At 49.0% G+C, this 22,396-nt stretch carries 15 protein-coding genes and 1 pseudogene; 5 read left to right on the plus strand and 11 right to left on the minus strand.

All coding sequences use genetic code 11. The features are described from left to right. Positions 1–66 precede the first annotated feature (66 nt). The 4 genes from ACTHTS_RS10340 to ACTHTS_RS10355 form a co-directional block, all read right to left on the minus strand. On the minus strand, positions 67–792 hold the full coding sequence (locus ACTHTS_RS10340) for an ABC transporter ATP-binding protein (protein ID WP_440369987.1): 726 nt from the start codon (positions 790–792) through the stop codon (positions 67–69). A 46-nt stretch (positions 793–838) separates the two neighbouring features. Continuing rightward, entirely contained in the window at positions 839–1,780 is a 942-nt protein-coding gene (locus tag ACTHTS_RS10345; RefSeq protein ID WP_440369988.1) for a FecCD family ABC transporter permease, read from the minus strand. A 142-nt stretch (positions 1,781–1,922) separates the two neighbouring features. Further along, positions 1,923–2,714, minus strand: coding sequence for a heme/hemin ABC transporter substrate-binding protein (locus ACTHTS_RS10350; protein ID WP_440369989.1), 792 nt, complete (start codon positions 2,712–2,714; stop codon positions 1,923–1,925). Between the two features lie 74 nt (positions 2,715–2,788). Next, positions 2,789–4,987: a TonB-dependent hemoglobin/transferrin/lactoferrin family receptor gene (locus ACTHTS_RS10355; protein WP_440369990.1), complete on the minus strand. Its 2,199-nt coding sequence runs from the start codon at positions 4,985–4,987 to the stop codon at positions 2,789–2,791. A 597-nt stretch (positions 4,988–5,584) separates the two neighbouring features. Here ACTHTS_RS10355 and ACTHTS_RS10360 point away from each other — a divergent pair. After that, positions 5,585–8,839 (plus strand): annotated as a pseudogene (locus ACTHTS_RS10360) (TonB-dependent receptor domain-containing protein). 218 nt (positions 8,840–9,057) lie between these two features. On the opposite strand, the gene nadC reads toward ACTHTS_RS10360, so the two are convergent. Both nadC and ACTHTS_RS10370 read right to left on the minus strand, forming a co-directional pair. Then, complete coding sequence (gene nadC / locus ACTHTS_RS10365) at positions 9,058–9,939, minus strand: carboxylating nicotinate-nucleotide diphosphorylase (protein ID WP_440369991.1); 882 nt, start codon at positions 9,937–9,939, stop codon at positions 9,058–9,060. Between the two features lie 75 nt (positions 9,940–10,014). Beyond that, entirely contained in the window at positions 10,015–10,953 is a 939-nt protein-coding gene (locus ACTHTS_RS10370; RefSeq protein WP_440369992.1) for an NUDIX hydrolase, read from the minus strand. A gap of 157 nt (positions 10,954–11,110) precedes the next feature. Here ACTHTS_RS10370 and nadA point away from each other — a divergent pair, with 157 nt between their 5' ends. Together nadA and nadB are read left to right on the plus strand one after the other, a co-directional pair. Then, a complete protein-coding gene (nadA, locus tag ACTHTS_RS10375; protein WP_440369993.1) occupies positions 11,111–12,223 on the plus strand; it encodes a quinolinate synthase NadA in 1,113 nt (370 codons plus the stop codon). Between the two features lie 51 nt (positions 12,224–12,274). Continuing rightward, positions 12,275–13,783 (plus strand): L-aspartate oxidase, encoded by a 1,509-nt coding sequence (gene nadB / locus ACTHTS_RS10380; protein ID WP_440369994.1) that lies wholly within the window; start codon positions 12,275–12,277, stop codon positions 13,781–13,783. A 787-nt stretch (positions 13,784–14,570) separates the two neighbouring features. Here nadB and ACTHTS_RS10385 read toward each other — a convergent pair. Together ACTHTS_RS10385 and ACTHTS_RS10390 are read right to left on the minus strand one after the other, a co-directional pair. Next, positions 14,571–15,893, minus strand: coding sequence for a lipase family protein (locus tag ACTHTS_RS10385; protein ID WP_440369995.1), 1,323 nt, complete (start codon positions 15,891–15,893; stop codon positions 14,571–14,573). Next, positions 15,890–16,558 (minus strand): hypothetical protein, encoded by a 669-nt coding sequence (locus ACTHTS_RS10390; RefSeq protein ID WP_440369996.1) that lies wholly within the window; start codon positions 16,556–16,558, stop codon positions 15,890–15,892. The genes ACTHTS_RS10385 and ACTHTS_RS10390 overlap by 4 nt, the downstream gene beginning before the upstream one ends. Positions 16,559–17,068: 510 nt before the next feature. On the opposite strand from ACTHTS_RS10390, the gene ACTHTS_RS10395 reads away from it, so the two are divergent. Both ACTHTS_RS10395 and ACTHTS_RS10400 read left to right on the plus strand, forming a co-directional pair. Beyond that, a complete protein-coding gene (locus ACTHTS_RS10395; protein WP_440369997.1) occupies positions 17,069–19,012 on the plus strand; it encodes a PEP/pyruvate-binding domain-containing protein in 1,944 nt (647 codons plus the stop codon). A gap of 91 nt (positions 19,013–19,103) precedes the next feature. Continuing rightward, a complete protein-coding gene (locus ACTHTS_RS10400; RefSeq protein ID WP_440369998.1) occupies positions 19,104–19,736 on the plus strand; it encodes a histidine phosphatase family protein in 633 nt (210 codons plus the stop codon). Between the two features lie 275 nt (positions 19,737–20,011). Here ACTHTS_RS10400 and ACTHTS_RS10405 read toward each other — a convergent pair whose 3' ends face one another. The 3 genes from ACTHTS_RS10405 to ACTHTS_RS10415 form a co-directional block, all read right to left on the minus strand. Beyond that, the gene (locus tag ACTHTS_RS10405; protein ID WP_440369999.1) at positions 20,012–21,223 is read right to left on the minus strand and encodes an NADH:flavin oxidoreductase/NADH oxidase family protein; all 1,212 of its coding nucleotides are present in this window, start codon (positions 21,221–21,223) and stop codon (positions 20,012–20,014) included. A gap of 73 nt (positions 21,224–21,296) precedes the next feature. Then, positions 21,297–21,608: an ArsR/SmtB family transcription factor gene (locus tag ACTHTS_RS10410; protein ID WP_107723282.1), complete on the minus strand. Its 312-nt coding sequence runs from the start codon at positions 21,606–21,608 to the stop codon at positions 21,297–21,299. 266 nt (positions 21,609–21,874) lie between these two features. Next, positions 21,875–22,210: a thioredoxin family protein gene (locus ACTHTS_RS10415; RefSeq protein WP_440370000.1), complete on the minus strand. Its 336-nt coding sequence runs from the start codon at positions 22,208–22,210 to the stop codon at positions 21,875–21,877. Positions 22,211–22,396: the final 186 nt, after the last annotated feature.

Raw genomic sequence — 22,396 nt, forward strand, 5'->3', positions numbered from 1 at the left:
ATCTCGTTTCATTTTTGAACAATACAATAAATTTTATTTATCGTTTTTCAGACGGCCTTTAGGCGCTCAGCTTCTGAAATAAAACCCTGCTTCATCTTCACAACGGCGTATCTGCCAACCGTAAACCGATTCAAGCAAGTCGGGGCGCATCACTTCCCCTACCTTGCCTGATGCAACGACTTTTCCCTTATTCATCAAAATAATATGTTCCGCATAACGCGCGGCGAGGTTTAAATCGTGCAATACCATCATTGATGAGGCATGGTTCGAATGCCCGACCAAATACTGCATCAGGCGGTGTTGGTGGCGGATATCGAGATGGTTGCACGGTTCGTCCAAAAGCAAGACCGGCGCGTTTTGCAGCAGGGCGCGGATGATGTTGGCGCGTTGCTGTTCGCCGCCTGAGAGCTTGCCGATGCGCTTATCCGCCAAGACCGTCAAATCAAAATAATCGAGCAACTCGTCCGCCCATTCATGGTTCAGACGGACTTTTTGTACGAATGACGCCAACGCAATGTATTCGCGTACGGTCATCGGCATGTTGTAACGGCCATGCTGCCCGACCCATGCCACCCTGCCCGCGCGGATTTGCGGCGCAACGGCCTCACCAAAAAGCGTGATTCCCCCCTGCCCTGTTTGCCCGATTAAGGCACGCAACAAAGTGGATTTCCCCGCACCATTCGGACCGATAATAACGGTCATGCCCGAAGGTATATCCAGTTGATCAATTTCAAGCAGGGTTTTGTCTTGGACGCGGACGGAAAGATTACGGATTTGAAATAAGGTGTGCATGGCAAAAGATATGGGGCAATGAAGTTTCAGACGGCCTGTTTAGGCATTAACGGCTTTTCAAAGGCTTGATAAACAAATACATAAAAAATGGTCCGCCCAATAAGGCAATCACGATACCGACCGGCAGATCGACAGGGTATGTCAGCCAGCGCGCCGCGCCGTCCACCACCATTAAAAACACTGCGCCTAACCAAGCCGACAGCGTAATCAGTTTGCGGCGGCTGCCGCCGACGGTTTGCGCAAGCACATTGGGGATCATCATGCCGAGAAAACCGATGATGCCCGAAAGCGATACCGCTGCCCCCGTCATCAATGCCGCGCCGATTACGGTTTGCACACGCAATGTCCCAACTGATACACCCATACTGGCAGCCGTATCTTCCCCCGTCATCAAAACATCCAGCCGCCTGCCTGCCGACAGCAAAATCAGAAAACCGGGCAACATGACTGCGATTGCCGCGACAGGCGATGAGAAACCGGCTTCGGCAAGGCTGCCCGACAGCCATGTGGTCGCGCTGCGCAATACCAAATCGTCAGATAAAAACAAAATCATACTGACTACCGCGCCCGAAAACGCGCTCAACACAAAACCCAACACCAGCAATCCCAAAGTACCGCCGCCGAGCAGTTTGTGCACCGCCAAAATCAGCAGGCACACACCCAATGCACCGAGAAAAGCCGCCGCCGACACACCCATCGCGCCACCGCCCAAAGCCAATAGCACAATCACGCCCAAGGCCGCCCCACCCGATGTCCCGATCAAACTCGGATCGGCCAGCGGGTTCTCAAATAAAGCCTGCAATGCCGCACCTGAAGCGGACAAACCGGCTCCAACCAAAAGCGCGGTATAGATGCGCGGTAAACGAATTTGGCGGACGGTTTCATCCATCGCCAGTGGCGACTCCCACGCACCAAAGCCGATGCCGCAGCACAAATAAACGGCTACGGCAGTAAGCAGCAGGCAGAGGGTAAGGGTATGCGGTTTCATGACATCATGCGGTTCAAGCGGATTGAGGAACGGTTTCAGACGGCATTTTTAAGACAACCGTTTTGCTTCCTCCTCAACAAGAAGGAACAAATCAAGGCCGTCTGAAAACAAAAATCGGGCAGGGTTTTCAAAACAGGCGCGTTTATTTCGCCAGACCGTGCAAACGCTGAATCACTTGCGGCGTATCCAGCCCGTAACGGAACATATCGTTGGCCTTCCACAAATAAATCTTGCCGTTTTTCGCGGCAGGCGAGCCGGAAATTTCGGGTCGTGCGGCAAAGGTTTTGACGTTGCCTATCATGGCGGTGTTGTGGTCAGCAATAATGATGATGTCGGGTTTGGCCGCAATCCATGCCTCACGCGTCATCGGTTTGAGGCCGTCAATGGCGGCTGCGGCATTGATACCGCCGGCGCGGCGGATGATTTCGTCGGCAGCGGTATTCTTGCCCGATACGATGCGCCCGTCGTAGCTGAAGAGGTAGCGTTTGCCGCTGGAAGGCTGCTGTTTCATATCCGCCTGCCACTTACCGGCCAACTTGTCCGCCTGCGCGCTTTTGCCGATAAGCTGACCGATGTTGCGGATACTTTGCGGATAGGCGGCGATGCTGTCGTCTGGCGCAACATTGACGGCTTTAATGCCTGCTTTTTGCAGGTGGGCAAAAATATCGGCAGGCTGTGCCATCCATGAACCGATGGCGATGTCGGGTTTGGCGGCCACAATCGGTTCAACCGTCAGGCGGCGATGAATGCCGATACTGGGCTTGTTTTTCAACGCCGGATTTTGAACGGTCTGATCGCGGCCGACGATTTCGTCCAATGCGCCGAGCGCGGCAACGATGTCTGCCGTATCGGGGGTCAACACGACGATGCGTTGTGCGTGTGCAGTGCCGGCCAACGAAATAAGCGCAGAAAGCAGGAGGAGTTTGAGTTTCATTGTTTTTTTCCTTATCGCATGCTTTCAGACGGCCTGCTCGTTTTCTCAGGCCGTCTGAAAACGGTTGAATCACATTAGAACTTCAGTTGTACGGTTGCGGCGAAATTGCGACCGGTTTCGGTGTACAAGTCCATCACACTGGTACGGCTCATGCCGGCAACGTCTGCGTGCTGCCAGTATTTTTTGTTGCCGACGTTGTAAATGTTTGCGCCGATTTCGAGGTTTTTAAACGGCTTATACCACGCGCCGACATCCCATACGCCATAACCCGGCGCTTGGAAAACAGTGTCGCTGCTGACGCGGCTGTGTTTTTTCGACCAACGCAGCTTGGTACCGACACCCCATTTTTCCTGCATGTAATCCAAACCCAAAACTCCGTTAAGCGGATAAGCGGAATCCAACGGTTTGCCGTCCTGCTGCTCACCGCGCATCCAAGCGATGCTGCCGGAGACTTGCCAGCCCGGCAGGAATTTGTAGGCGGCAGAGGCTTCGGCACCGTAGGTTTTGACCCTATCCAGGTTTTGATATTGGTACTGGATAATCGGGCGACCGCCTATGGAGGCAGTGCCGACTTCAGTGCGGTCGATGAAGTTTCGATAACGGTTGTAGAACGCGGTAACTTGCGCACGGGCGCGTTCGTTTTTGAACTTCATCCCCAATTCAAAGCTGTTGGAGCGTTCGGATTTGAGATTGGCATTGGGAATGACGGCATAGCCGTAGGTTGTGTTGGCAAATGCCATGGTCGCGCTGTCAAACGGCGGCGTGCGGAAGCCCTGGGAATAAGTGGCAAAACCGGTGACCTGCTCACCCATCGGCACACTTAGGCGCAGGCTGGGCGTAAACGCGGAATCACTGAAGCGTGTCGCCGTTCCGCTGGGATTAGCATTGAGATAGGCTTGGTCGGTCGACGTGTTCAGCTTGTCTTTTTCGTAACGCAAGGCCGGAGTTAGAACGATGCCGTTGCCGAAGGTCAGGCTGTCTTGCGCGTAAACGCTGAATGTTTTGCGCTTGCTGTCGGGGAAGGTTTTATTCGGATAGGTGCTGCCTGCATAAACTTTGCTGACGGCGCCGGTCAGATTGTCCACTGTCAGACTGTCGCGCGGACGCGCGGTCTCGGTGTGTTTGTATTCTGCGCCGGCAACGACGGTTTGTTTGACCACGCCGTCAAATTCCCACACGCCGCGCCCGTTCAGCCCGCGTATGGTCCGATTGAAACCGTAATCGGAATAGCGGGTCGAGTTGCCCGGTTGGCGCGCGCCCATGCGGGTAATGCTGACATCGACGGCATCGTCTTCCGTGCGCAGTTTTTGCTGATAGGCGGTCAGGTTCGCTTCTTTCAGACGACCTTCGCCAGTGTAGCGGTAGCCTGCTTCGATACGTTGACGGCGAATACGGTCGCGAGCATTGCTCTCAGATGTTGTGATGGTTACCGGCCCGCGCGATTGCGAACCCAAGCCGTTTGCCAATACGGTATCGTTGGCGTGGTAATACTGTTCGTACAAAGTTTCAAAGCGGTGGCGTTCGTTGCCGATATTGCCTTTCGCCAAAATATTGTAGGCATTGTTTTTCTGCGGGTTGGTAGCAGTACGCGCAGTCGAGTAGCTGGTATCACTGCCCATGTTTTCGGTTTCATGACCTTGACGGCGCGTCAGCATCAGCAGACCTTCGGCGTTTTCATGGAAACCTGCCACAGTCGCAGTAACTCCATGGCTGCGGTCGCGGCTGCGGTAGCCGTGTTTCAAACCGAAATGCCCGCGTTTGCCCGCATCGACGAAATCACTCGGCGAGAGCGTCACCATATTCACCACACCGCCGAGCGCATCGCTACCGTACAGCGCGGAATAAGGACCTTTGACAATATCGACCTGCTTGAGTGTGTCGCTTTCGACCATATCGCGTCCCGAAATCGCGCCGTTGGAGCCGCCGCCTGCATAAGATTCAGGAATGCGCACACCGTCCACCATCATCAGAATGCGGTTGCCGTCTATGCCTCGGATATTGATACCGGCATGACCGCGGCGGTTATTGTCTGACGGCACACTGACGCCGGATTCATACATCACGATATCGTCCAAATTCTGTGCCGAGGCTTGATTCAAGGTTTTACGTCCGATAACCGACACATTCGGCGCGGCTTTATCCAAAGTTTGCGCATTGCGGTCGGCCGTAACCACCACAGGCTCTATTTCTGCCTGAGCCACCGGCATCTGAGCCGCATATAACTGTCCGGAAAAAACCGCCCCTACTACACAGGCAATCGCTTTCTTTTTCATTACATAACCTTATTATTTGAATAATAATGGTTTGTATTTATAAAATAAATAGGCGATTTTTGCAAGTTTAGAAACCACAAGATAGCACTAAAACCACTTCAAAAACGCAAAATATAGTATGACGTAGCTGGATAAATAATTCATGGATCAGAGGCAAAGTGCCCGACCGCGTTGGCATAGAAAACCGACCTGCCGTTGTCGACCAAAAATCCCGCATCGGCGATTAGGAGGCCGACACCATCATCGACAATGATCAAGAAGTACATCGCAGAGAAAAAACATTTAGCCACGAAACGCCAAGTGTTTTATTCTTGAATCTATTCCAATCACTGGTATCCGGATGTTGCTTTTGAAATCCGAATCCAAGCCTGTCTGAAACTTTCAAACAGGCTTTTATTTTTTTCCTCTTACCTCACCCTTCTGTTTACTTTCAAACTCAAAAAACATTTCCATATTATTAAAAATTAGTTAGAATTTCACAAAATTATAAATAATAATCAAACTTATTTATATTATTTTAGTTAGAGTGTAATCGCATCTATTTTCGGTCTGTCTCATTCAAACGGCCTTACCAATCAAGCTATATGGATACATTCTATGCAACCGATCAAAGCCACCACCCTCTCCGCCTGCATCGCCGCCATTGGTTTCGTCCCTGCCGTTTATGCTGCAGATAATTCGACAGTTATTCTCGATACCATCACTGTCAAAGGCACACGCAATAAAGACGAAATCGGTAAAAACCGAGTTTATGCCCGCGAAATCGTCAATCTTTACAAAGGCAAAAACGAAGTCGAAACCTTCAAGGGCAACACTGTATCCGACCTTTTAAGCGGTATGTCCGGCGTGTACAGCGGCGACGCGCGAAACAGCGGCGCGCTGGATCCCAATATACGCGGCGTGCAGGGGCAGGGACGGATTCCCGTTACCATCGACGGCACGGAGCAGGCGATTACCGTCTGGCGCGGCTACGCAGGCGCAAATAACCGCAACTACGTCGACCCCAACATCATCAGCAGCATTTCCATCGAAAAAGGCCCCTCGTTCAGCCGTGATATGAAAAGCGGCATAGGCGGCTCCGTCGCCCTGAAAACCATCGATGCTGACGATATTGTCCCCGAAGGGCAGCAATACGGTTTTGAAGTGAAGGCGGAAGCTGCCAACAATTCCATCAAGCGGCGTGAGAATGCTTATGAACATTCGGTCGATTATCGAACCTTACCTGTTCCCGCAGTAGCAACGGGCGGTATTTGGCGTTCGTTTTTTGACGATACCGACCGAATCGACCAGCGTTTCAACGGACGCAATAAATTTGGGGAGGATAAAGCCTACCGCATTGCCGCTGCCACCAAGCAGGACAATTTCGATGCCATGCTCGCCTACGCCTACCGCAGTAAAGGCAATTATTTCTCCGGCAAAAAAGGCGCGGAACGCTACGGCTATATCGGTCCTTGGACACAAGAAACTTTAGACGAATTAAAACGTCGTCAAGAAGAAGCCGCTGCCAAGGGCGAGAAATTTTACGGCAGTGAAAACATGCTGGGCGCACCCGATATTTCAAAAATCGGACTTTTCTACCATCCGGGCGGAGAAGTCAGCAATACCTCACTCGAAACCAAATCATGGGTAGGTAAAACCACCTTCCGTCTGCCGAACCGCCAAACGCTCAAATTCGGTCTGCGCCATACCGATTCCACGTTTGGCGAAATCATGCCTTCGCGCATTATCGGCCCCATCAGTTGGGATGCGTCCGTCCTCAACAAAATTGCCGAATGGCCGCAGGCATGGGTAAAACAGCGTTCCTACAATATCGACTATTCGTGGAAGCCCGAGGGCAGCCATTGGATAGATTTCGATGCCACGCTTTGGACAACGCGCACCAATTCCAAAACCAATACCGCAGGCGGCTCGCCCGGCGATACTGTTTATGAGGACAACAAATTTCAAATAGCATGGGATGAGTACGACAGATGGCAAAAAGCTACGTCCGAAGAACGTCGAGAATTGCTGGATGCAGGCTTTGAAACCCCAAAACCGCCCAAACCCGAAACGCCCAATACCAACGGACGCTTCAACACTATTGAAGGCAACGCCTATTACGCCCGTAACAACCGTACAGGCTTTCAATTCTCCAACCGTATGAAATTGAGCGACAAACTGTCGTTGACCTTGATGGGCGATTTTCAAAATGAGAAGCTGACATCGCGCAATGATTTTTCAGACGAGCTGGAGCGAGGAGGATACGACAAATATCGGGAAGAACTCGAAAACAGCACCATCAGGGCAAATTATGAATTGAACCAATACGGTGTACCGCGCAACGGCAAGCGGCGAGAATACAATCTGGGCTTCAATTTCCGCTATGAGCCGTTCCGCTGGCTGACGTTGACGGTGGGCGGACGGTACACGAATTTCCAGCTTCAGGACAAAAGCAAACGCTTGGAAAGCGGTAAGAACAAATATGGTCGCCCGCTGGAAATGAACAGGGGGATGAAATATTCGGTCGGCAGGGTGGCGACTCTGCAGGAATACGCGGATTACAAGGCGATTGATGATGCGTTGGCAGACGGTAGTTTGGATTGGGGAGCTTATATGCCAAAGATGAATATGCAGAACAATTGAAAAAATATAAGCAGATTTCGCTAAACCAGTTCAGCGTCAATTCACAATTTATTCCGACTTTGACAGTTGAACGCGAAAAATGGGTCAATCCTAATGAAAAGGTGGATTTCTATTGGTTGAAAGACGATAAAGGTCGTCTGAATATGAAGGATCACCCCCTTACCAACGGCAGCATTCCCGGTTCCAAACCCTGTTTATGATCCCACCATTCCCGACAGCCCCCAATTCGTGCCCAAATATTACGGTGTCGATGGTGCTGTTTATACAACACCAATGACCGAAGCAGAGAGACAGAGGGCAATGAAGCAGAAAGGCAGCGGTTGGGTTCCCGTATTTTCCGCCACCGTCCATTTTACCTACTTCAGCCGCGCCTATCTGCGCTATACCGAAATCCTGCGCTACCCCAGCATTTTTGAAGGGACTTACGGCTTTTCTACTGCCGCCGGCTCATTCAATCGCATGGGCTATGGCTGGCGGCCTGAACACGCCAAAAACTGGGAAGTCGGCTACATTCATGATTTGACGGGGCTGTTACCGAAAATGAAAAAAGTGGATTTCCGCATTAACTACTTCCATAACAAGACCGAAAACGTTATCGACAGGGATGATAATCTCGAATTCGAACAATTCGACAGACAAATCCGCAGTGGTGTCGAGCTGTCCACCCGCTTCGATACCGGACGCGTCTTCGGCAGCCTGAACGTATTCCGCAGCCTGAAAAACAAAATGTGCGACGAAACCTTCCAATGGTCGACTGTAACTGCGGGAGATGTCGATGCAACATATTTTGCTCAAACTGGTAAAACCATGAGCCGCCCTGTCTGCAATCACGGAGGTTTGAGCGATTCGGGCTATCTGGCAAGCGCGCTTCAACCTCGTTGGTCGATTGATGCCGAATTGGGCAGCCGCTTTCTTGCCAACAGACTGGAAACAGGCGTGCGCCTTCATTACCACAGCCGCGTCTATGAAAACCGCAATGATGCGTGGCAGCCCCACTACAACGTATTCAATCAATATATGGGAACTAATCATAAACCCCAATATAATGATATGCGCTGGCAGCCTGTTGCGGTATGGGATGCCTACCTGCGCTATAAAATCGGCAAAAACCTGACTGCCGAACTGGTGGGCAGCAATCTGACCAACCGCTACTACCTCGACCCGATGAGCCGCTCCTATCTGCCCGCACCGGGTAGGACAATACGCATTGGGATAACTGGAAAATGGTAATGATCAATTAATCGTTTTGGGAGTAAAAAGCCGTCTGAACATTGGGTTTCAGACGGCTTTTTACATGATGGCTTAGTTATGCCCTACTCTTTCATGTTATATGAAGGTTGAAGCTAAACTGCATAATTTTTATATCTTCTACTTTGGAAGCAAAAAGGCCGCTTGAAAATGAAACGTCGATATTTCAGATGGCCTTTGCTTTATAGCAAGCTCGAAATTTAAGCCACGAAATCCAATCCTATATCCAACGAGCGGCTGCTGTGGGTCAGATAGCCGAGGGCGATGCCGTCCACGCCGGTTTGTGCCACGCGCTTCAGTCGGTCGAAGCCGATGCCGCCCGATGCTTCGCAATAGACGGTGTGTGGGTGGGCGGTTTGTGTGTGGCAGCGGTTTGCCGCTTCTTTTAAGGTTTCGTCGTCCATATTGTCCAGCAAAATCCGTTCCGCGCCCGCCGCGATGGCTTCGTCCAGTTGTGCCAGCGTGTCCACTTCGATTTCCACGCAGGTCAACGGTCCGACTGCTTGCTTTGCCTGCCGTACGGCTTGGGCAATGCTGTCACAATAGGCAAGATGGTTGTCTTTGATGAGGATGGCGTCGTCCAAGCCCATACGGTGGTTTACGCCGCCGCCTGCTCTGACGGCGTATTTTTGCAGGACGCGAAGCAGTGGGATGGTTTTGCGGCTGCACACGATGTCTGTGCCGTATTCAGCGACTTCGGCAACGGCACGCGAGGTGGCGGTGGCGATGCCGCTTAAGTGCGTGAGGTAGTTGAGTGAGGTGCGTTCAGCGGCGAGCAGCGCGCGGGCGTTGCCTTCGACGACAGCCAGCGTCTGACATGCGCGGACGGCTTGTCCGTCTTGGATTTCGGCTTGGAAGCGGACGGACGGATCCATCGTCTGAAAGGCAAGACGCGCCAAGTCCATGCCGGCGATAACGCCATCTTCGCGGTTGACAAGGAAGAGTTTGGCGGTTTTGTCGGGCGCGATGACGGCGGCGGACGTAATGTCGCCGCGCCTGCCCAAATCTTCGCTCAGGGCTTGTTCCACCATGGGGCGCAACAGGGTATCGGGGAGAGGAAGAAGATTGTTTTCAGACGACATGAAGGTTCCTTTGTTGGAAAAATATTGATATTGCCCGATGGGGCAAAATTTAATTTGAGGCCGTCTGAAAATCAGTTAGCGGCTACCCAGCGGCAGTCCGATATCAGAAATCAGCTGATCGGGCAGAACGTCATCTCGGAAGCGGTAAAGCTGTGCAGGACGGCCTTTACTGCCTGATACGCCGGTATCCGACGGCTCGATGAGGTTTTGCTGCTGAATCTGGCGGCGGAAGTTTTGCTTGTGCAGCAATCTGCCGCTGATGGCTTCGATGCTGTTTTGCAGTTGCAGCAGTGTAAATTCGGGCGGCATCAGTTCAAAAATCACGGGGCGGTATTTGATTTTGGCTCGTAGGCGGGATAGGGCGGTCGCCAACACGCGGCGGTGGTCGTGGCGCATAGGCTGCCCCGTGAGTGCGAAGTTGAAGTTTTCCTGAGGCTCGGCAGCTTCCGCTATCAGGCCGCTTTCATACAGCATTTCATAGCGTTGCAAAACGTATTCTTCCGACCAATTTTCAGGTTCTACCCCCCAGCACAAATGAATGCGCTTGAGCCGCTTCTGGCGCACTTCCTCCGTATCCGCTAAGTTTGCCCAAATACGCAGGCGGCTGACGATGGCGTCGCGCTGCCTGCCGTCAGTACGCAAATCTTCCCACGGAAAATAGCCGTAGCAGTCCTGCCATTTTGCGTCGGGGTGCAGGATGCTGTCGGCTGCCTCGCGCACCAGCCCCAGATAGCTGACGTACAAGACAGGCATGCCTTGCTCGTTTTGGCGGCGCGTATCGACAAAGGTATAAAGCTGTTCTACATAACCCATAGGCTGCGATGTCTGCTTGGCGACCCACATTCTGACTCCTGCTTGCAGAGAGTGGCGAAGCGGTGCAAGCAGGCCATTGGGTAATAGCTCTCCTTTGGCAACTGTCAAAACCCTCAAGCTGCCGTTTGTAATGGCGATCAGTACAGGAACCAGCTCGACGATACTTTGCGTATTGGCTGCTGTTTCAGGATAGGCATCCATGCGTGGCTTTCATTCAAGAGAAAACCTTATTGTAAACCAAAGCGGTTTTCAGACGATCTTGCTTATTATACTCAAATTGAGCATAATATAAAAACTATTTCAAAATATAAACGGCAAACCTTTATGCCGTCTGAAAAACCAGCCATAAGGAAGTCTCATGCAAACCGCCGCCCGCCGCTCGTTCGATTACGATATGCCCCTCATCCAAACGCCGACTTCCGCCTGCCAAATCCGTCAGGCGTGGGCGAAGGTTGCCGACACGCCTGACCGCGAGACGGCAGGTCGTCTGAAAGACGAAATCAAGGCCTTGCTGAAGCAAAAAAACGCAGTCTTGGTGGCGCATTATTATGTTGATCCGCTGATTCAGGATTTGGCTTTGGAAACAGGCGGATGCGTGGGCGATTCGCTGGAAATGGCACGCTTCGGCGCGGAACACGAAGCCGATACGCTGGTGGTGGCGGGCGTACGCTTCATGGGCGAGAGCGCAAAAATCCTCTGTCCTGAAAAAACAGTGCTGATGCCTGATTTGGAAGCAGAATGTTCTTTGGATTTGGGCTGCCCGGAAGAAGCGTTTTCGGCGTTTTGCGACCAACACCCCGACCGTACGGTGGTGGTGTACGCCAACACTTCCGCCGCCGTGAAAGCGCGTGCCGACTGGGTGGTAACGTCTTCGGTGGCTTTGGAAATCGTGTCGTATCTGAAATCGCGTGGCGAGAAGCTGATTTGGGGGCCTGACCGCCACCTCGGCGACTACATCCGCCGCGAAACGGGTGCGGATATGCTGCTGTGGCAGGGTTCGTGCATCGTCCATAACGAATTCAAGGGGCAGGAATTGGCGGCGTTGAAGGCGGAGCATCCCGACGCGGTGGTGCTGGTTCATCCCGAATCGCCGCAAAGCGTCATCGAGCTGGGCGATGTGGTCGGCTCGACCAGCAAGCTGCTCAAAGCCGCCGTATCGCGTCCCGAAAAAAAATTCATCGTGGCGACCGATTTGGGCATCCTGCACGAAATGCAAAAGCAGGCGCCCGACAAAGAATTTATCGCCGCGCCGACGGCGGGCAACGGCGGAAGCTGCAAAAGCTGCGCGTTCTGCCCGTGGATGGCAATGAATTCGCTGGGCGGCATCAAATACGCCCTGACAAGAGGACACAACGAAATCCTGTTGGACAGGAAGCTGGGCGAAGCCGCCAAACTGCCTTTGCAGCGTATGCTCGACTTCGCGGCAGGACTCAAACGCGGGGATGTGTTCAACGGCATGGGACCCGCCTGATTTGCCGTCAATATTGCCGTTTCAGACGACCTCTCAAACAAGGACAACACCATGCAAACCGATTGTGACGTATTGATTGCCGGAAACGGGCTGGCGGCACTGACGCTCGCCCTGTCGCTGCCTGAGTCGTTCCGCATCGTCATTTTGTGCAAAAACCGGCTGGACGACACCGCCAGCCGTCATGCGCAAGGCGGGATTGCGGCGGCGTGGTCGGGAGAGGACGACATCGAAAAACACGTTGCCGATACCTTGGAGGCGGGCGCGGGTTTGTGCGACGAAGCCGCCGTCCGCACCATCCTGTCGCAGGGCAAACCGGCAATCGAATGGCTGCTGGCGCAGGGCGTGGCGTTCGACCAAAATAATAACGACCTGCACCTGACGCGCGAAGGCGGGCATACCTGCCGCCGAATCGCCCACGTCGCCGACTACACGGGCGAAGCCGTCATGCAGAGCCTGATTGCCCAAATACGCCGCCGCCCGAACATCCGCGTTTGCGAGCGGCAGATGGCGTTGGACGTTCAAACCGAATCAGGTGTGGCGTGCGGACTGACCGTCCTCGATTGCCGAACGCAAGAAACCTACAGCATCCGCGCCCGCCATACCGTACTCGCAGGCGGCGGCTTGGGACAGATTTACGCCGCCACCACCACGCCGCCCGAATGCACGGGCGACGCCATCGCCATGGCGATACGCGCAGGCTGCGCAGTCGAAAACCTCGAATTTATCCAATTCCACCCCACAGGCTTGGCAAGGTCGTCTGAAAACGGCCGCACCTTCCTGATTTCCGAAGCCGTGCGCGGCGAAGGTGGCATCCTGACCAACCAAGCGGGCGAACGGTTTATGCCGCATTACGACCGCCGCGCCGAACTTGCGCCGCGCGACATCGTTGCCCGCGCCATCGCCGCCGAAATCGCCAAACAAACGCAAGACTTCGTCTCGCTCGACATCAGCCATCAATCTGCAGAGTTCGTCCTCCAGCATTTCCCGTCCATCCATCGGCACTGCCTGTCCCAATGCGGCTTGGATATCACGCGCCAAGCCATCCCTGTTCGCCCCGTGCAACACTACACCTGCGGCGGTATCCAAACCGACCCCAGCGGCAGAACCTCCCTGCCGCAGCTCTACGCCTTAGGCGAAACCGCCTGCACAGGGCTGCACGGAGCCAACCGCCTCGCCAGCAACTCCCTGCTCGAATGCGTCGTTACCGCCAGACTTGCCGCCCAAACCATCGCGGACGGACAAGCATTCCAAACCGCACCGTCCCAAAGGTCGTCTGAAAGCCCCTCCGCCGAAGCAGGCATCTTTTCAGACGACCTCCAAAACACATTCAGCCGCCCCGCCCTGCAAGCGTTCAACCAACACCATCTCGGCATCCTCCGCAACGATACCGGCCTGCGCCGCGCCATCGCCCAACTGCGGCTTTGGAAGCAAAAACAAGCCGAACCGCACACCGCGTCCGAATACGAAAACCTCAACCTACTCGAATGCAGCCTCGCCGTAGCCCAAGCCGCATACAGGCGGAGACAGAACATCGGAGCGCATTTTAATAGTGATTGTTAAGGCTGATAGTGAAAACTTTTCTCCAATAAATAACGTCATTGACTGAAAAAGAAAAGGTTCACACATGATTAAGGAAAGATTGAAAAAAAGTAGGAAAAACAGTGGAAACTAAAATGCAGGGATTGACCGTAGTTATAAGTGATAATAACTAATCAACAATGGTCTTTGCATTTTGTAGAGAGAAAAAAGATAGGATTAATGAAATAAGACCATCTAAACAGTTTTGAATAAGTTCAAACAAAGTTAGCACAATTCACTATCTTTGCCCTACTCTATTTCGTCAGGCTACTATTAATGATAGGTTCACAGTAAAATTAAGTAGCCAAATTTCTATCAAAACCTATTGATTTTATACTAAAAATTGGAGTACTATACGAAATCTTTTAAAATTAACTAATAGTTAACAAACAGGAATAAACAACGGCGATTGTTAGGTATAGGGAAAAACTACATAATTTATATTATGTTAAATTTATAATGCTAGTATTTTAGCCTGCTAAATTCTGTTTCGCTCAGTAGTACAATCACTTATAGAATCCAAGAATAAAAAAGCCACCTGAAATTTATCAGATGACTTTTTCTCTATTGATGCACACTAAATTCTCATTATAACGACTGGTTTTACGACGGTTTTGTTTCTTTTTTTCATGCTACCTATGTCCCCTAACGGATTTAGGACATCTTTTTGACCAACATCTTCTATTCCACCCAAGGCATTTGCCAATTTTAAAATAGTGACATCATAGTCCAAGTTCGTTACCGAACCGCGCCTTGGCGTCCATTTCTTTTACGACAAGCTCATACCTCGTGTCTGGGTTTGCGCTATCTGTTTTTGTTGTTCATCATATTCAAATTGCCGTGTAGCTTGTTGAATTTGATTCAAACTTTCTACTGCAGGTATAGAGGCAGATTCATTCATATGCATTCCAACACGATTCAGATGGGGGTTGAGTTCACCAATTAGATATTGATCTCCTTTCACACTGAACAGAGTGGCATTAGTCATTCCTTGTGATCTCCCTAAAGCAGTAAGAGCCATTACGGAATTTTGGAATTTTTCTTCATCAATAGGCAAACCGTTTTTCTCATGGTAAGCGGTCATATGCCCTTTGACAGAATCAAAAAGTTTTTGTGCTTCAGGTGGAAGAGATTGTGGGTTAAATGAAGCAACTGTCTGCATGAAATTGTACTGCTCTTCCTTATCATTCCAAGACATCAGGTTCGGATCTCTGTCAATGTTTTTCCGGATTTTCCAGTACATTTCTCGGGTTTCGCTTACATCTTTGCCTATTTTATGTAACGTGTTTCGGTAGTCATTAACATCATCCCTATAATCATTTATCAATTTTTTATTGCGTTCTGTCAATTCCAAAGCTGACTGATAATTGCGTTCTGAGAGTATTGAATTAATGCCTGTAAAATTACCAATGCCGTGTGCCCACACAGTTCCAATGGCTGCTGAAACAGTGTTCTTGGTATCTAGATGAGGTATGCCAGTACTTTCATTACTGTATCCATTCACTCGCAGCATAATTAATTCTGGTTGTTTAGCTAGAATGACCATTTTGCCGTAATGAGGAGCTGCTGCAGATACCACGTCTGAGGCCAAGGCATAATTGATCACTTTATTTCCACCTTTGGGAATTCCATTTAACGCTGCTGCACCATAGGCATTAAAGGTAACGCCCTCCTGCTTAAAGTGATAAGATTGAATTTGAGCCAACGCCCCCCCGAGGGAATGACCAACTTGTGTAATGTTGGGTTGACTTTGTTCAGGATGTTTATTGTGAAATTTATCTGCTTCTTTTAATGCCAGCATAGTTAGTTTTGCTGCATCTTCTGACTGGATATTGGCCTTATGGATAACCATTTTCAGATCAACTTTGATATCCATCAGGGATGACGTCCCCCTATGTGCGACAACAATCTCATTGGTACGGACATCTTGATAAACCGCACCTTGGTAGTCTGTAGTCGGGTTTTTATGGACAGCTAGGACTCTATAATGATTTCCACCAATAAGTAAGGTTTTATTAGGGGGGGTAACCACACGATCTTCATAGGAATCTTGGGCTAGATCGGCATACTGTTGTTTACTTAGTTGGGTCATTGTTTAATTTCCTCTAAAGTAACGGTGATACTAAAAAAATCATTGTCATTATGAGGTCCCGCCCCATAGGCAGACAGGCTTTTTTCACCAAAATCCACATCAGGAGAATCTTCGCTTCCATATGGTAAACCATCTTTATTTTTATAATACGGATACCCTCGCTTCCAATAATATTTGGTCAGTGTTTTTTCTTTTTCAAGATTTTCCATTACATCACTGATATTGAATTCAGTTTCTTCCTTTTTACCTGTTGCCTTAAATGAAGCCCCAAAATTTTCAGGCTTCCATTGGCAGACACCTTCTCCGAAATAATCTTCATCCAGTACAGCATCAGCATAGAAGAGTGCTTCGTATTCATCATGTCCGACCAAATTCATTTTGATTGGAACATTTTTTTCAGGAGATGCCGTCGCACCTGCCAACCGACTAATGGTATAAGAACAATTTCTTGCTGCATAACCAATATACATATCATTTATAAGTTTCATCGGCCCCGGTGCATTATTAATCTTAACCTTGATCCTGTATGGTTGTTTCGGCTCGGGGTTCAATTTGAAACGTGCTTCTGTTTGTTCTTGGACACTCATATTATTTCTCTCCGTACAAGCATTTAGGCTAAAAGTTGACAATAAAGCTGCAGATAGCAGCAGGATAAAAGGTTTCATCAGTAAAGTCCTTATTCAATATCATGAGCAAATTAAATATTAATTTAAGAAAACTTGATCAGGATACATTCATATTCGTTGATTGTCTGATGCTTCAACGTATTTACCACATTACTCTAAATAGTGGTTATTATTGAGGTATATTATAACAATATTCAGACATCTTAACTGAGATGATGCTGATGGTAAATAGATAGTGATTAATGGGGAAAATACAGTCTGAATGGTAATATTTAAGAAATATTGGAAACTCTACTTTACCTTATCCTATTCATCGTTTTTTTCTATTTCTTCTTCCTTCTTCTAAATTTCAATAACTTGTTTTAAAGTATTCAGGTCCATGAATATTTTAGGAGTATTAACAATCTAAAAGGCCGTCTGAAATTACGTTTCAGACGGCCTATTTAATATCAGATGATAAAACTGATTTATCCAGGCAACAAACAGTTTGATTTAGATTTTTACAATAGGTATATTTCTTTTTATCTGATTTAGATAACCGACAACATCATGAAGCTTGCTTTTTTACTCCCGATATTGCTTTTACTTTCAGCGTGCCGTCCTGAAGCTGAGACAGCCGACACGGCGGCACCAATGGCGCGTAAGCCTTCTTATTACGAGTCTGAAAAGCGTCAAACTGTAGCTACCCCAATTAAAACACAAATTCCTGCATTATTTGTAATCAAAAGCCAGGCCGATTTTGACTTACTTTCGCGTATCTATGAGCAAGGTAGTGAATATGAAATTCCTCATATCCTTTTCCTCATCGATCGTGAAGACGATAACCGTACCGACTACATCAATACTCCCAAATTTCGGCTGCATGAGTACTACCTGGCTACTATCTTGAAACCCATGCTGTCAAAAACTGAATTGAATCAACAATACCGTAGTCCTAACCGGCGTTATCTGTTTGGCACTATCAGTTGGCAGAATAGTACTCAGGAATATGTTTATGAGTTTTGGGAAGGAGACAAAATCACGCCTGAATTGTTGAAATTGGCGGCAGGCCGTCTGAAAAACAGTTTCTACGCTCCGTTGCGTTATAAAACCAATTCTTTATGGCAGGAAACCGTTGCCGAACAAAGCAAAGTTCCTTTTATTACCCAAGAAAGTTTAATTAAAAATTTCCCCTACCTGCCTCTATACCAAGGCAAAGCGATAGGCACATTACGCATTATTGCCAAAGAAGATGATCTCTATAATGTCGGCTCCGACGATATTATTATTTTGAAAGAGGTTCCCCTAGAGCTGCCACCTGTGGCGGGGATTATTAGTGAGAAACCATCCACTGCATTGTCCCATGTGAATGTACTGGCACGCGGCTGGGGGATTCCTAATATTTACCTTAAAGACGCAGAAAAGATCCTAGCCCCGTATATTGGCCATCGTATCGAATTTGAAGCGACTGCTAAGCAATACCGAATTATCCAAACCAACCGGAACACTACCAGCAAAAGCTTTTCAAACGGCCTTACCCTGCCCCAACCTGATGTTTCCGATTACAGCCTTCGGGCTTTGGCAAACCTACGCCGTGATGACAGCCATTACTGCGGCAGTAAGGCTGCCAACCTCGGTCATATCCGCGCCCATATTGAAGGCAGTAATGTACCTGATGGATTCTGCATTCCGTTTGCCTACTATCAAGCCATGATGGATAGGCTGGGTATTAACGCGACAACACTGACACAAATCGAAACGCAAAGTGATGGAGACAACCGCAAGCGCCGCACTGCCTTACTTACACTGCAGAAAAAAATCACCGATGCCGAAATCCCATCGGAATGGAAACACAGATGGGCTGAGCAATGGCGTAATCAATTAAACAGCAAAGGTGTGTTTGTCCGCAGCTCCTCTAATTCCGAAGACCTGCCCAATTTCAGCGGCGCAGGACTGTATACTACCGTACCAAATGTTACCGATGAAAACGCATTGGCCGAAGCAGTGAAGCAATCTTGGGCTTCTGTTTTCAATTACAGTGCATACGAAGCCCGCCGTATTGCCGGATTGCCTCACGATAGCGTGAAAATGAGTGTCTTTGTGCAACAAAGCATCAATGCAGATCTCTCCGGCGTGTTGGTTACCATCAATCCTTATGATATTGCTCAGAAAAATAGCGCCTACATTGCCGCCAAACGCGGGTTGGGTATTCGTGTCGTTGAAGGTAAACGGGTAGCCGAACAGGTAGTCTATAACCGTCGCAATGATTCTGTACAACGTCTAAGCTCCTCTAATGAAACCACAGCGTTGCAACTGGATAAAAACGGTGGAGTACGGGAGGTGCCTGTAACCAGTGGTAACGTGATGAATCAAGAACAAATACGTCGCCTTGACCAAACCGGCCAACAAATCAAACAGCTATTTGCAAATGGTGAGCAGGACATCGAATGGGCGTTTGATAATGGTAAGCTTGTTATCCTCCAGGCACGACCGTATCTAAACGGCACACGTTAAAGTAAAAAGGCCGTCTGAAATTATCGTTTCAGACGGCCTTTGCATCATGAGTTAGTTATACCCTATACTTCCCGTTCTCCAAGGAACTATGATGTCAAAACAGCTCACTTTTTATTTTATTCGCCATGGCCGTACCCAATGGAACGAACAAGGGCTTTTGCAGGGATCCGGTAATTCACCACTGACCGAACAAGGGATTGCAGGAGCTCAGAAAACCGGGGCGGTGCTACAACAAGTAGAATTTACCGCTGCTTATTCCAGCATTTTACAACGTGCCATTGATACGGCTGGCCATATTATCGGCCAGCGTCCCATCCCTCTTTTTCAGCACTGTGGATTAAATGAGCAATCTTTTGGAAGTTGGGAAGGTATGCAGATCGCTGACTTGCGGAAGCTAACCGAATTCAAACAACTGACCAATGACCCGGCAGCTTATAAAGCATTAAGCAATGGTGGCGAAACCTTTGAACAATTAGCAGTACGTGCAATGGACGCCCTTTACGATATCATTAAAGTACATCAATCGGGAGCCAATATTTTAGTGGTATCGCATGGCCATACCTTGCGGCTTTTATTATCCTTACTAGGCGGAGCAACTTGGGAAAATCATCGTGATGAGGGTAAATCCGTGTCATTGTTGAACACTTCGATCAGTATTGTGAAATACGATAGTGAAAGCGGTTTTCATATTGAGCAGCTTAACGATGTGGCTCATTTACAATGATCACAATCTATTACCTAATTCACACATCGACACACTGTTAGTCTGTTAGCTCTAGACCCAATACACTCGTTTTAAATCTACTCATTATTTTTTATTTTAAATCTCAACTAAAACAAGGTCTTTTCTGTATTAATGTCTTTATCGTAAATTCTAAAAAAACCGTTTGAACTTAAAGATTCAAATAGTTTTTTAGTATCAACTTATTTATATTCATACTTTTAAATACGGTTAAATTTTGAAATTTAATCTTCCTTCAAATCCAACCACTTTCATCATCAAGCCCTGCCCGTACTCAAACCTGCCTTGCCATTTTCCCATAAAGTTTTCAGCAATACTTTCCACGCTGATAGTTTAGGATCAGGCTGTTTACCTTGTCCGATTAAGTCCATTTGCGTCATGTACCAGTTCATTTCCAGCATCGCGCCTGCTTTTTTATCAACAAATGCTACGCCAGTTTGGATGCGGTCGGTTTGCACCGTTTGGTAGGTACCGTTTTGCATTTGGTTTGCTAAATCAGGCACTAAGGCAAATGGGCGGGCGACGCCGACCAAATCCAAATGGCCGCTGGATAAGGCGTCTTCCATGGCGTTTTGCGAACGGAAGCCGCCGGTGATAATCAGCGGAACTTGGCTGACTGCACGGGCTTTTTCGGCGTAATCGATAAAGAAGGCTTCGCGTTTGCGGGTGCTGTCTTTGGCGGCGAGCATTTGCGGGCTTTCGTAGTTACCACCGGAAACTTCAATAAAATCAATGCCCATTTCCGACAGTTTTTGTACCACTTGCACCGATTCGCTTTCATCAAATCCACCTTTTTGGAAATCCGCCGAATTGAGTTTTACGCCCACCAAGAAATCTTTGCCCACAGCGGCGCGGATGGCGGTGTAGGTTTTCAAAAGGAAACGCATACGATTTTCCAAGCTGCCGCCCCATTGATCTTCGCGTCGGTTGTGGTGCGGTGAGAGGAATTGGCTGATGAGATAGCCGTGCGCGCCGTGAATTTGTACGCCTGAAAACCCTGCCTGTTCGGCAATTTTCGCGGTTTGTACGAATTGCTGAATCAGCCCGTTGATTTCATCGGCAGTCAATTCGCGCGGCGGGTTGATAAAGCCGTCCATGCCCACCAACGGCACGGCGCTCGGTGCAAGCGGCGTTTTATTGACCACCGCAGGCGACTGTTTACCCGCATGGTTAATTTGCATGATGAGCAGCGTGTCGTTTTGCGTGCCGGCTTTCGCCCATTTTTTCAGCATCTCAAGGCTGCGGCCGTCTGAAATTACCACATCGTTTATCGAACCTTTGCCGCTTTCGGCGACCATCACATTGCCCGTAACTAAAACGCCCACGCCGCCTTCTGCCCAAGTGCCGTACAGGCGGACGAGTTTTTCAGACGGCTGGTCGTTTTGGGCAAGTTGCTCTTCCATGGCGGATTTGAAGATACGGTTTTTGGCGGTTTTGCCGTTTTGAAAAGTGAATGGCGTGAATAACATAATCGTTCCTTTAAGTTGATAAGTTTAAAAATGTAAACGTATTTGGGTAAAAATAAAGGGTTAATGGATAACCCTATTTTGAAAGTGGGCAATTTTGTGCCATCAAATCAGCAAGCTGTCTCAACTTCGCCACCGCATCCGCCATGGCAATACTGTAAAACCGCTCTTTGCCGACCTGCTCCACCGCCACCGCCCCGGCTTGCAGCATAATTTTCAAATGATGCGACACCGCAGGGCGCGACAGATGCAGATGCTCGGTCAGCTCATTCACATTCATCTTGCCGTGTTCCCACAGCACGCGCAGGATCTGATGGCGGTTTTCATCGCTCAATACGGTAAAAATGGGTATGCACTCGCGCATTAAATTCATGGTTTGTTGCGGCATATTCGGCCTTTTAAGTTTATATGTTTAAAAATTTGAACGTATTTTAGATGGAAAGATGGGGAATGTCAAAGGGGATTTTCAGAAGATGGTTTTAGTGTACAAATCACAGCGTTTCATCAATCATTATCTCAGTCTGCAAGCTGTTTCAGACGACCTTTTCGTAATAAAGAGCGGTCAAATTTTTAAGTGTTTTGCAAATCATCTTAAAAACTTGACCACTTGCATCATTATCAAGACCGCAGCCGTCTGAAACATTGATAGACCGGTTACTGATGTTCGCTTTCTGCTACTTTTGTCCATTTTGCCAATGTCTGCTTCATCTGTGTCTGAGGGATGAAGCGGTCCATCCGTTCTACTTCCTTGCCTTGATAAAACAGCAGCCATGCAGGTACGGTCAGCACGTGGAAACGTCCGGCCATTTCGGGTATTTCAGCAATATCGGCTTTTACGGCATACACATTTCCTTCCTCCGCCAAAGCTGAGTCAAGCTGGGCGCCCACAACCGTACAAACACCGCAGATTGGGGCTTTGATGTACAGTGATACTAAAGGGTGTGTGGCGATGGCCTGTTCGATGTCTTTCAAAGTGTGCAGTTGTTGCATGCCATGTACTCCTTTGAGCGATTAAGCACGTTTCAAGTTGTCTAGAAAAGGGGGCTTTTAACGAAATGAAAACAAGAAAACGGTTTGAGTCGTCTAGATTTTTTCCACAACCACTTTTGCCCGCGCTTTCAGGCTGTTCAACACTGGCGAGGTGGCGGCTGAGCGGTCGGCGAAATTTTGCAGGGT

The sequence above is a fragment of the Neisseria sp. P0019.S003 genome (genome assembly GCF_051957115.1).
Classification (GTDB): domain Bacteria; phylum Pseudomonadota; class Gammaproteobacteria; order Burkholderiales; family Neisseriaceae; genus Neisseria; species Neisseria flavescens_D.

What these genes read in the sequence shown, in the direction of transcription:
- nadC (WP_440369991.1), bottom strand. Translation starts at nt 9,939, where the DNA reads ATGTCGTCTGAAAACAATCTTCTTCCTCTCCCCGATACCCTGTTGCGC.
- ACTHTS_RS10385 (WP_440369995.1), bottom strand. Translation starts at nt 15,893, where the DNA reads ATGACCCAACTAAGTAAACAACAGTATGCCGATCTAGCCCAAGATTCC.
- ACTHTS_RS10340 (WP_440369987.1), bottom strand. Translation starts at nt 792, where the DNA reads ATGCACACCTTATTTCAAATCCGTAATCTTTCCGTCCGCGTCCAAGAC.
- ACTHTS_RS10390 (WP_440369996.1), bottom strand. Translation starts at nt 16,558, where the DNA reads ATGAAACCTTTTATCCTGCTGCTATCTGCAGCTTTATTGTCAACTTTT.
- ACTHTS_RS10345 (WP_440369988.1), bottom strand. Translation starts at nt 1,780, where the DNA reads ATGAAACCGCATACCCTTACCCTCTGCCTGCTGCTTACTGCCGTAGCC.
- ACTHTS_RS10415 (WP_440370000.1), bottom strand. Translation starts at nt 22,210, where the DNA reads ATGCAACAACTGCACACTTTGAAAGACATCGAACAGGCCATCGCCACA.
- nadA (WP_440369993.1), top strand. Translation starts at nt 11,111, where the DNA reads ATGCAAACCGCCGCCCGCCGCTCGTTCGATTACGATATGCCCCTCATC.
- ACTHTS_RS10355 (WP_440369990.1), bottom strand. Translation starts at nt 4,987, where the DNA reads ATGAAAAAGAAAGCGATTGCCTGTGTAGTAGGGGCGGTTTTTTCCGGA.
- ACTHTS_RS10350 (WP_440369989.1), bottom strand. Translation starts at nt 2,714, where the DNA reads ATGAAACTCAAACTCCTCCTGCTTTCTGCGCTTATTTCGTTGGCCGGC.
- ACTHTS_RS10400 (WP_440369998.1), top strand. Translation starts at nt 19,104, where the DNA reads ATGTCAAAACAGCTCACTTTTTATTTTATTCGCCATGGCCGTACCCAA.
- ACTHTS_RS10395 (WP_440369997.1), top strand. Translation starts at nt 17,069, where the DNA reads ATGAAGCTTGCTTTTTTACTCCCGATATTGCTTTTACTTTCAGCGTGC.
- ACTHTS_RS10405 (WP_440369999.1), bottom strand. Translation starts at nt 21,223, where the DNA reads ATGTTATTCACGCCATTCACTTTTCAAAACGGCAAAACCGCCAAAAAC.
- nadB (WP_440369994.1), top strand. Translation starts at nt 12,275, where the DNA reads ATGCAAACCGATTGTGACGTATTGATTGCCGGAAACGGGCTGGCGGCA.
- ACTHTS_RS10410 (WP_107723282.1), bottom strand. Translation starts at nt 21,608, where the DNA reads ATGCCGCAACAAACCATGAATTTAATGCGCGAGTGCATACCCATTTTT.
- ACTHTS_RS10370 (WP_440369992.1), bottom strand. Translation starts at nt 10,953, where the DNA reads ATGGATGCCTATCCTGAAACAGCAGCCAATACGCAAAGTATCGTCGAG.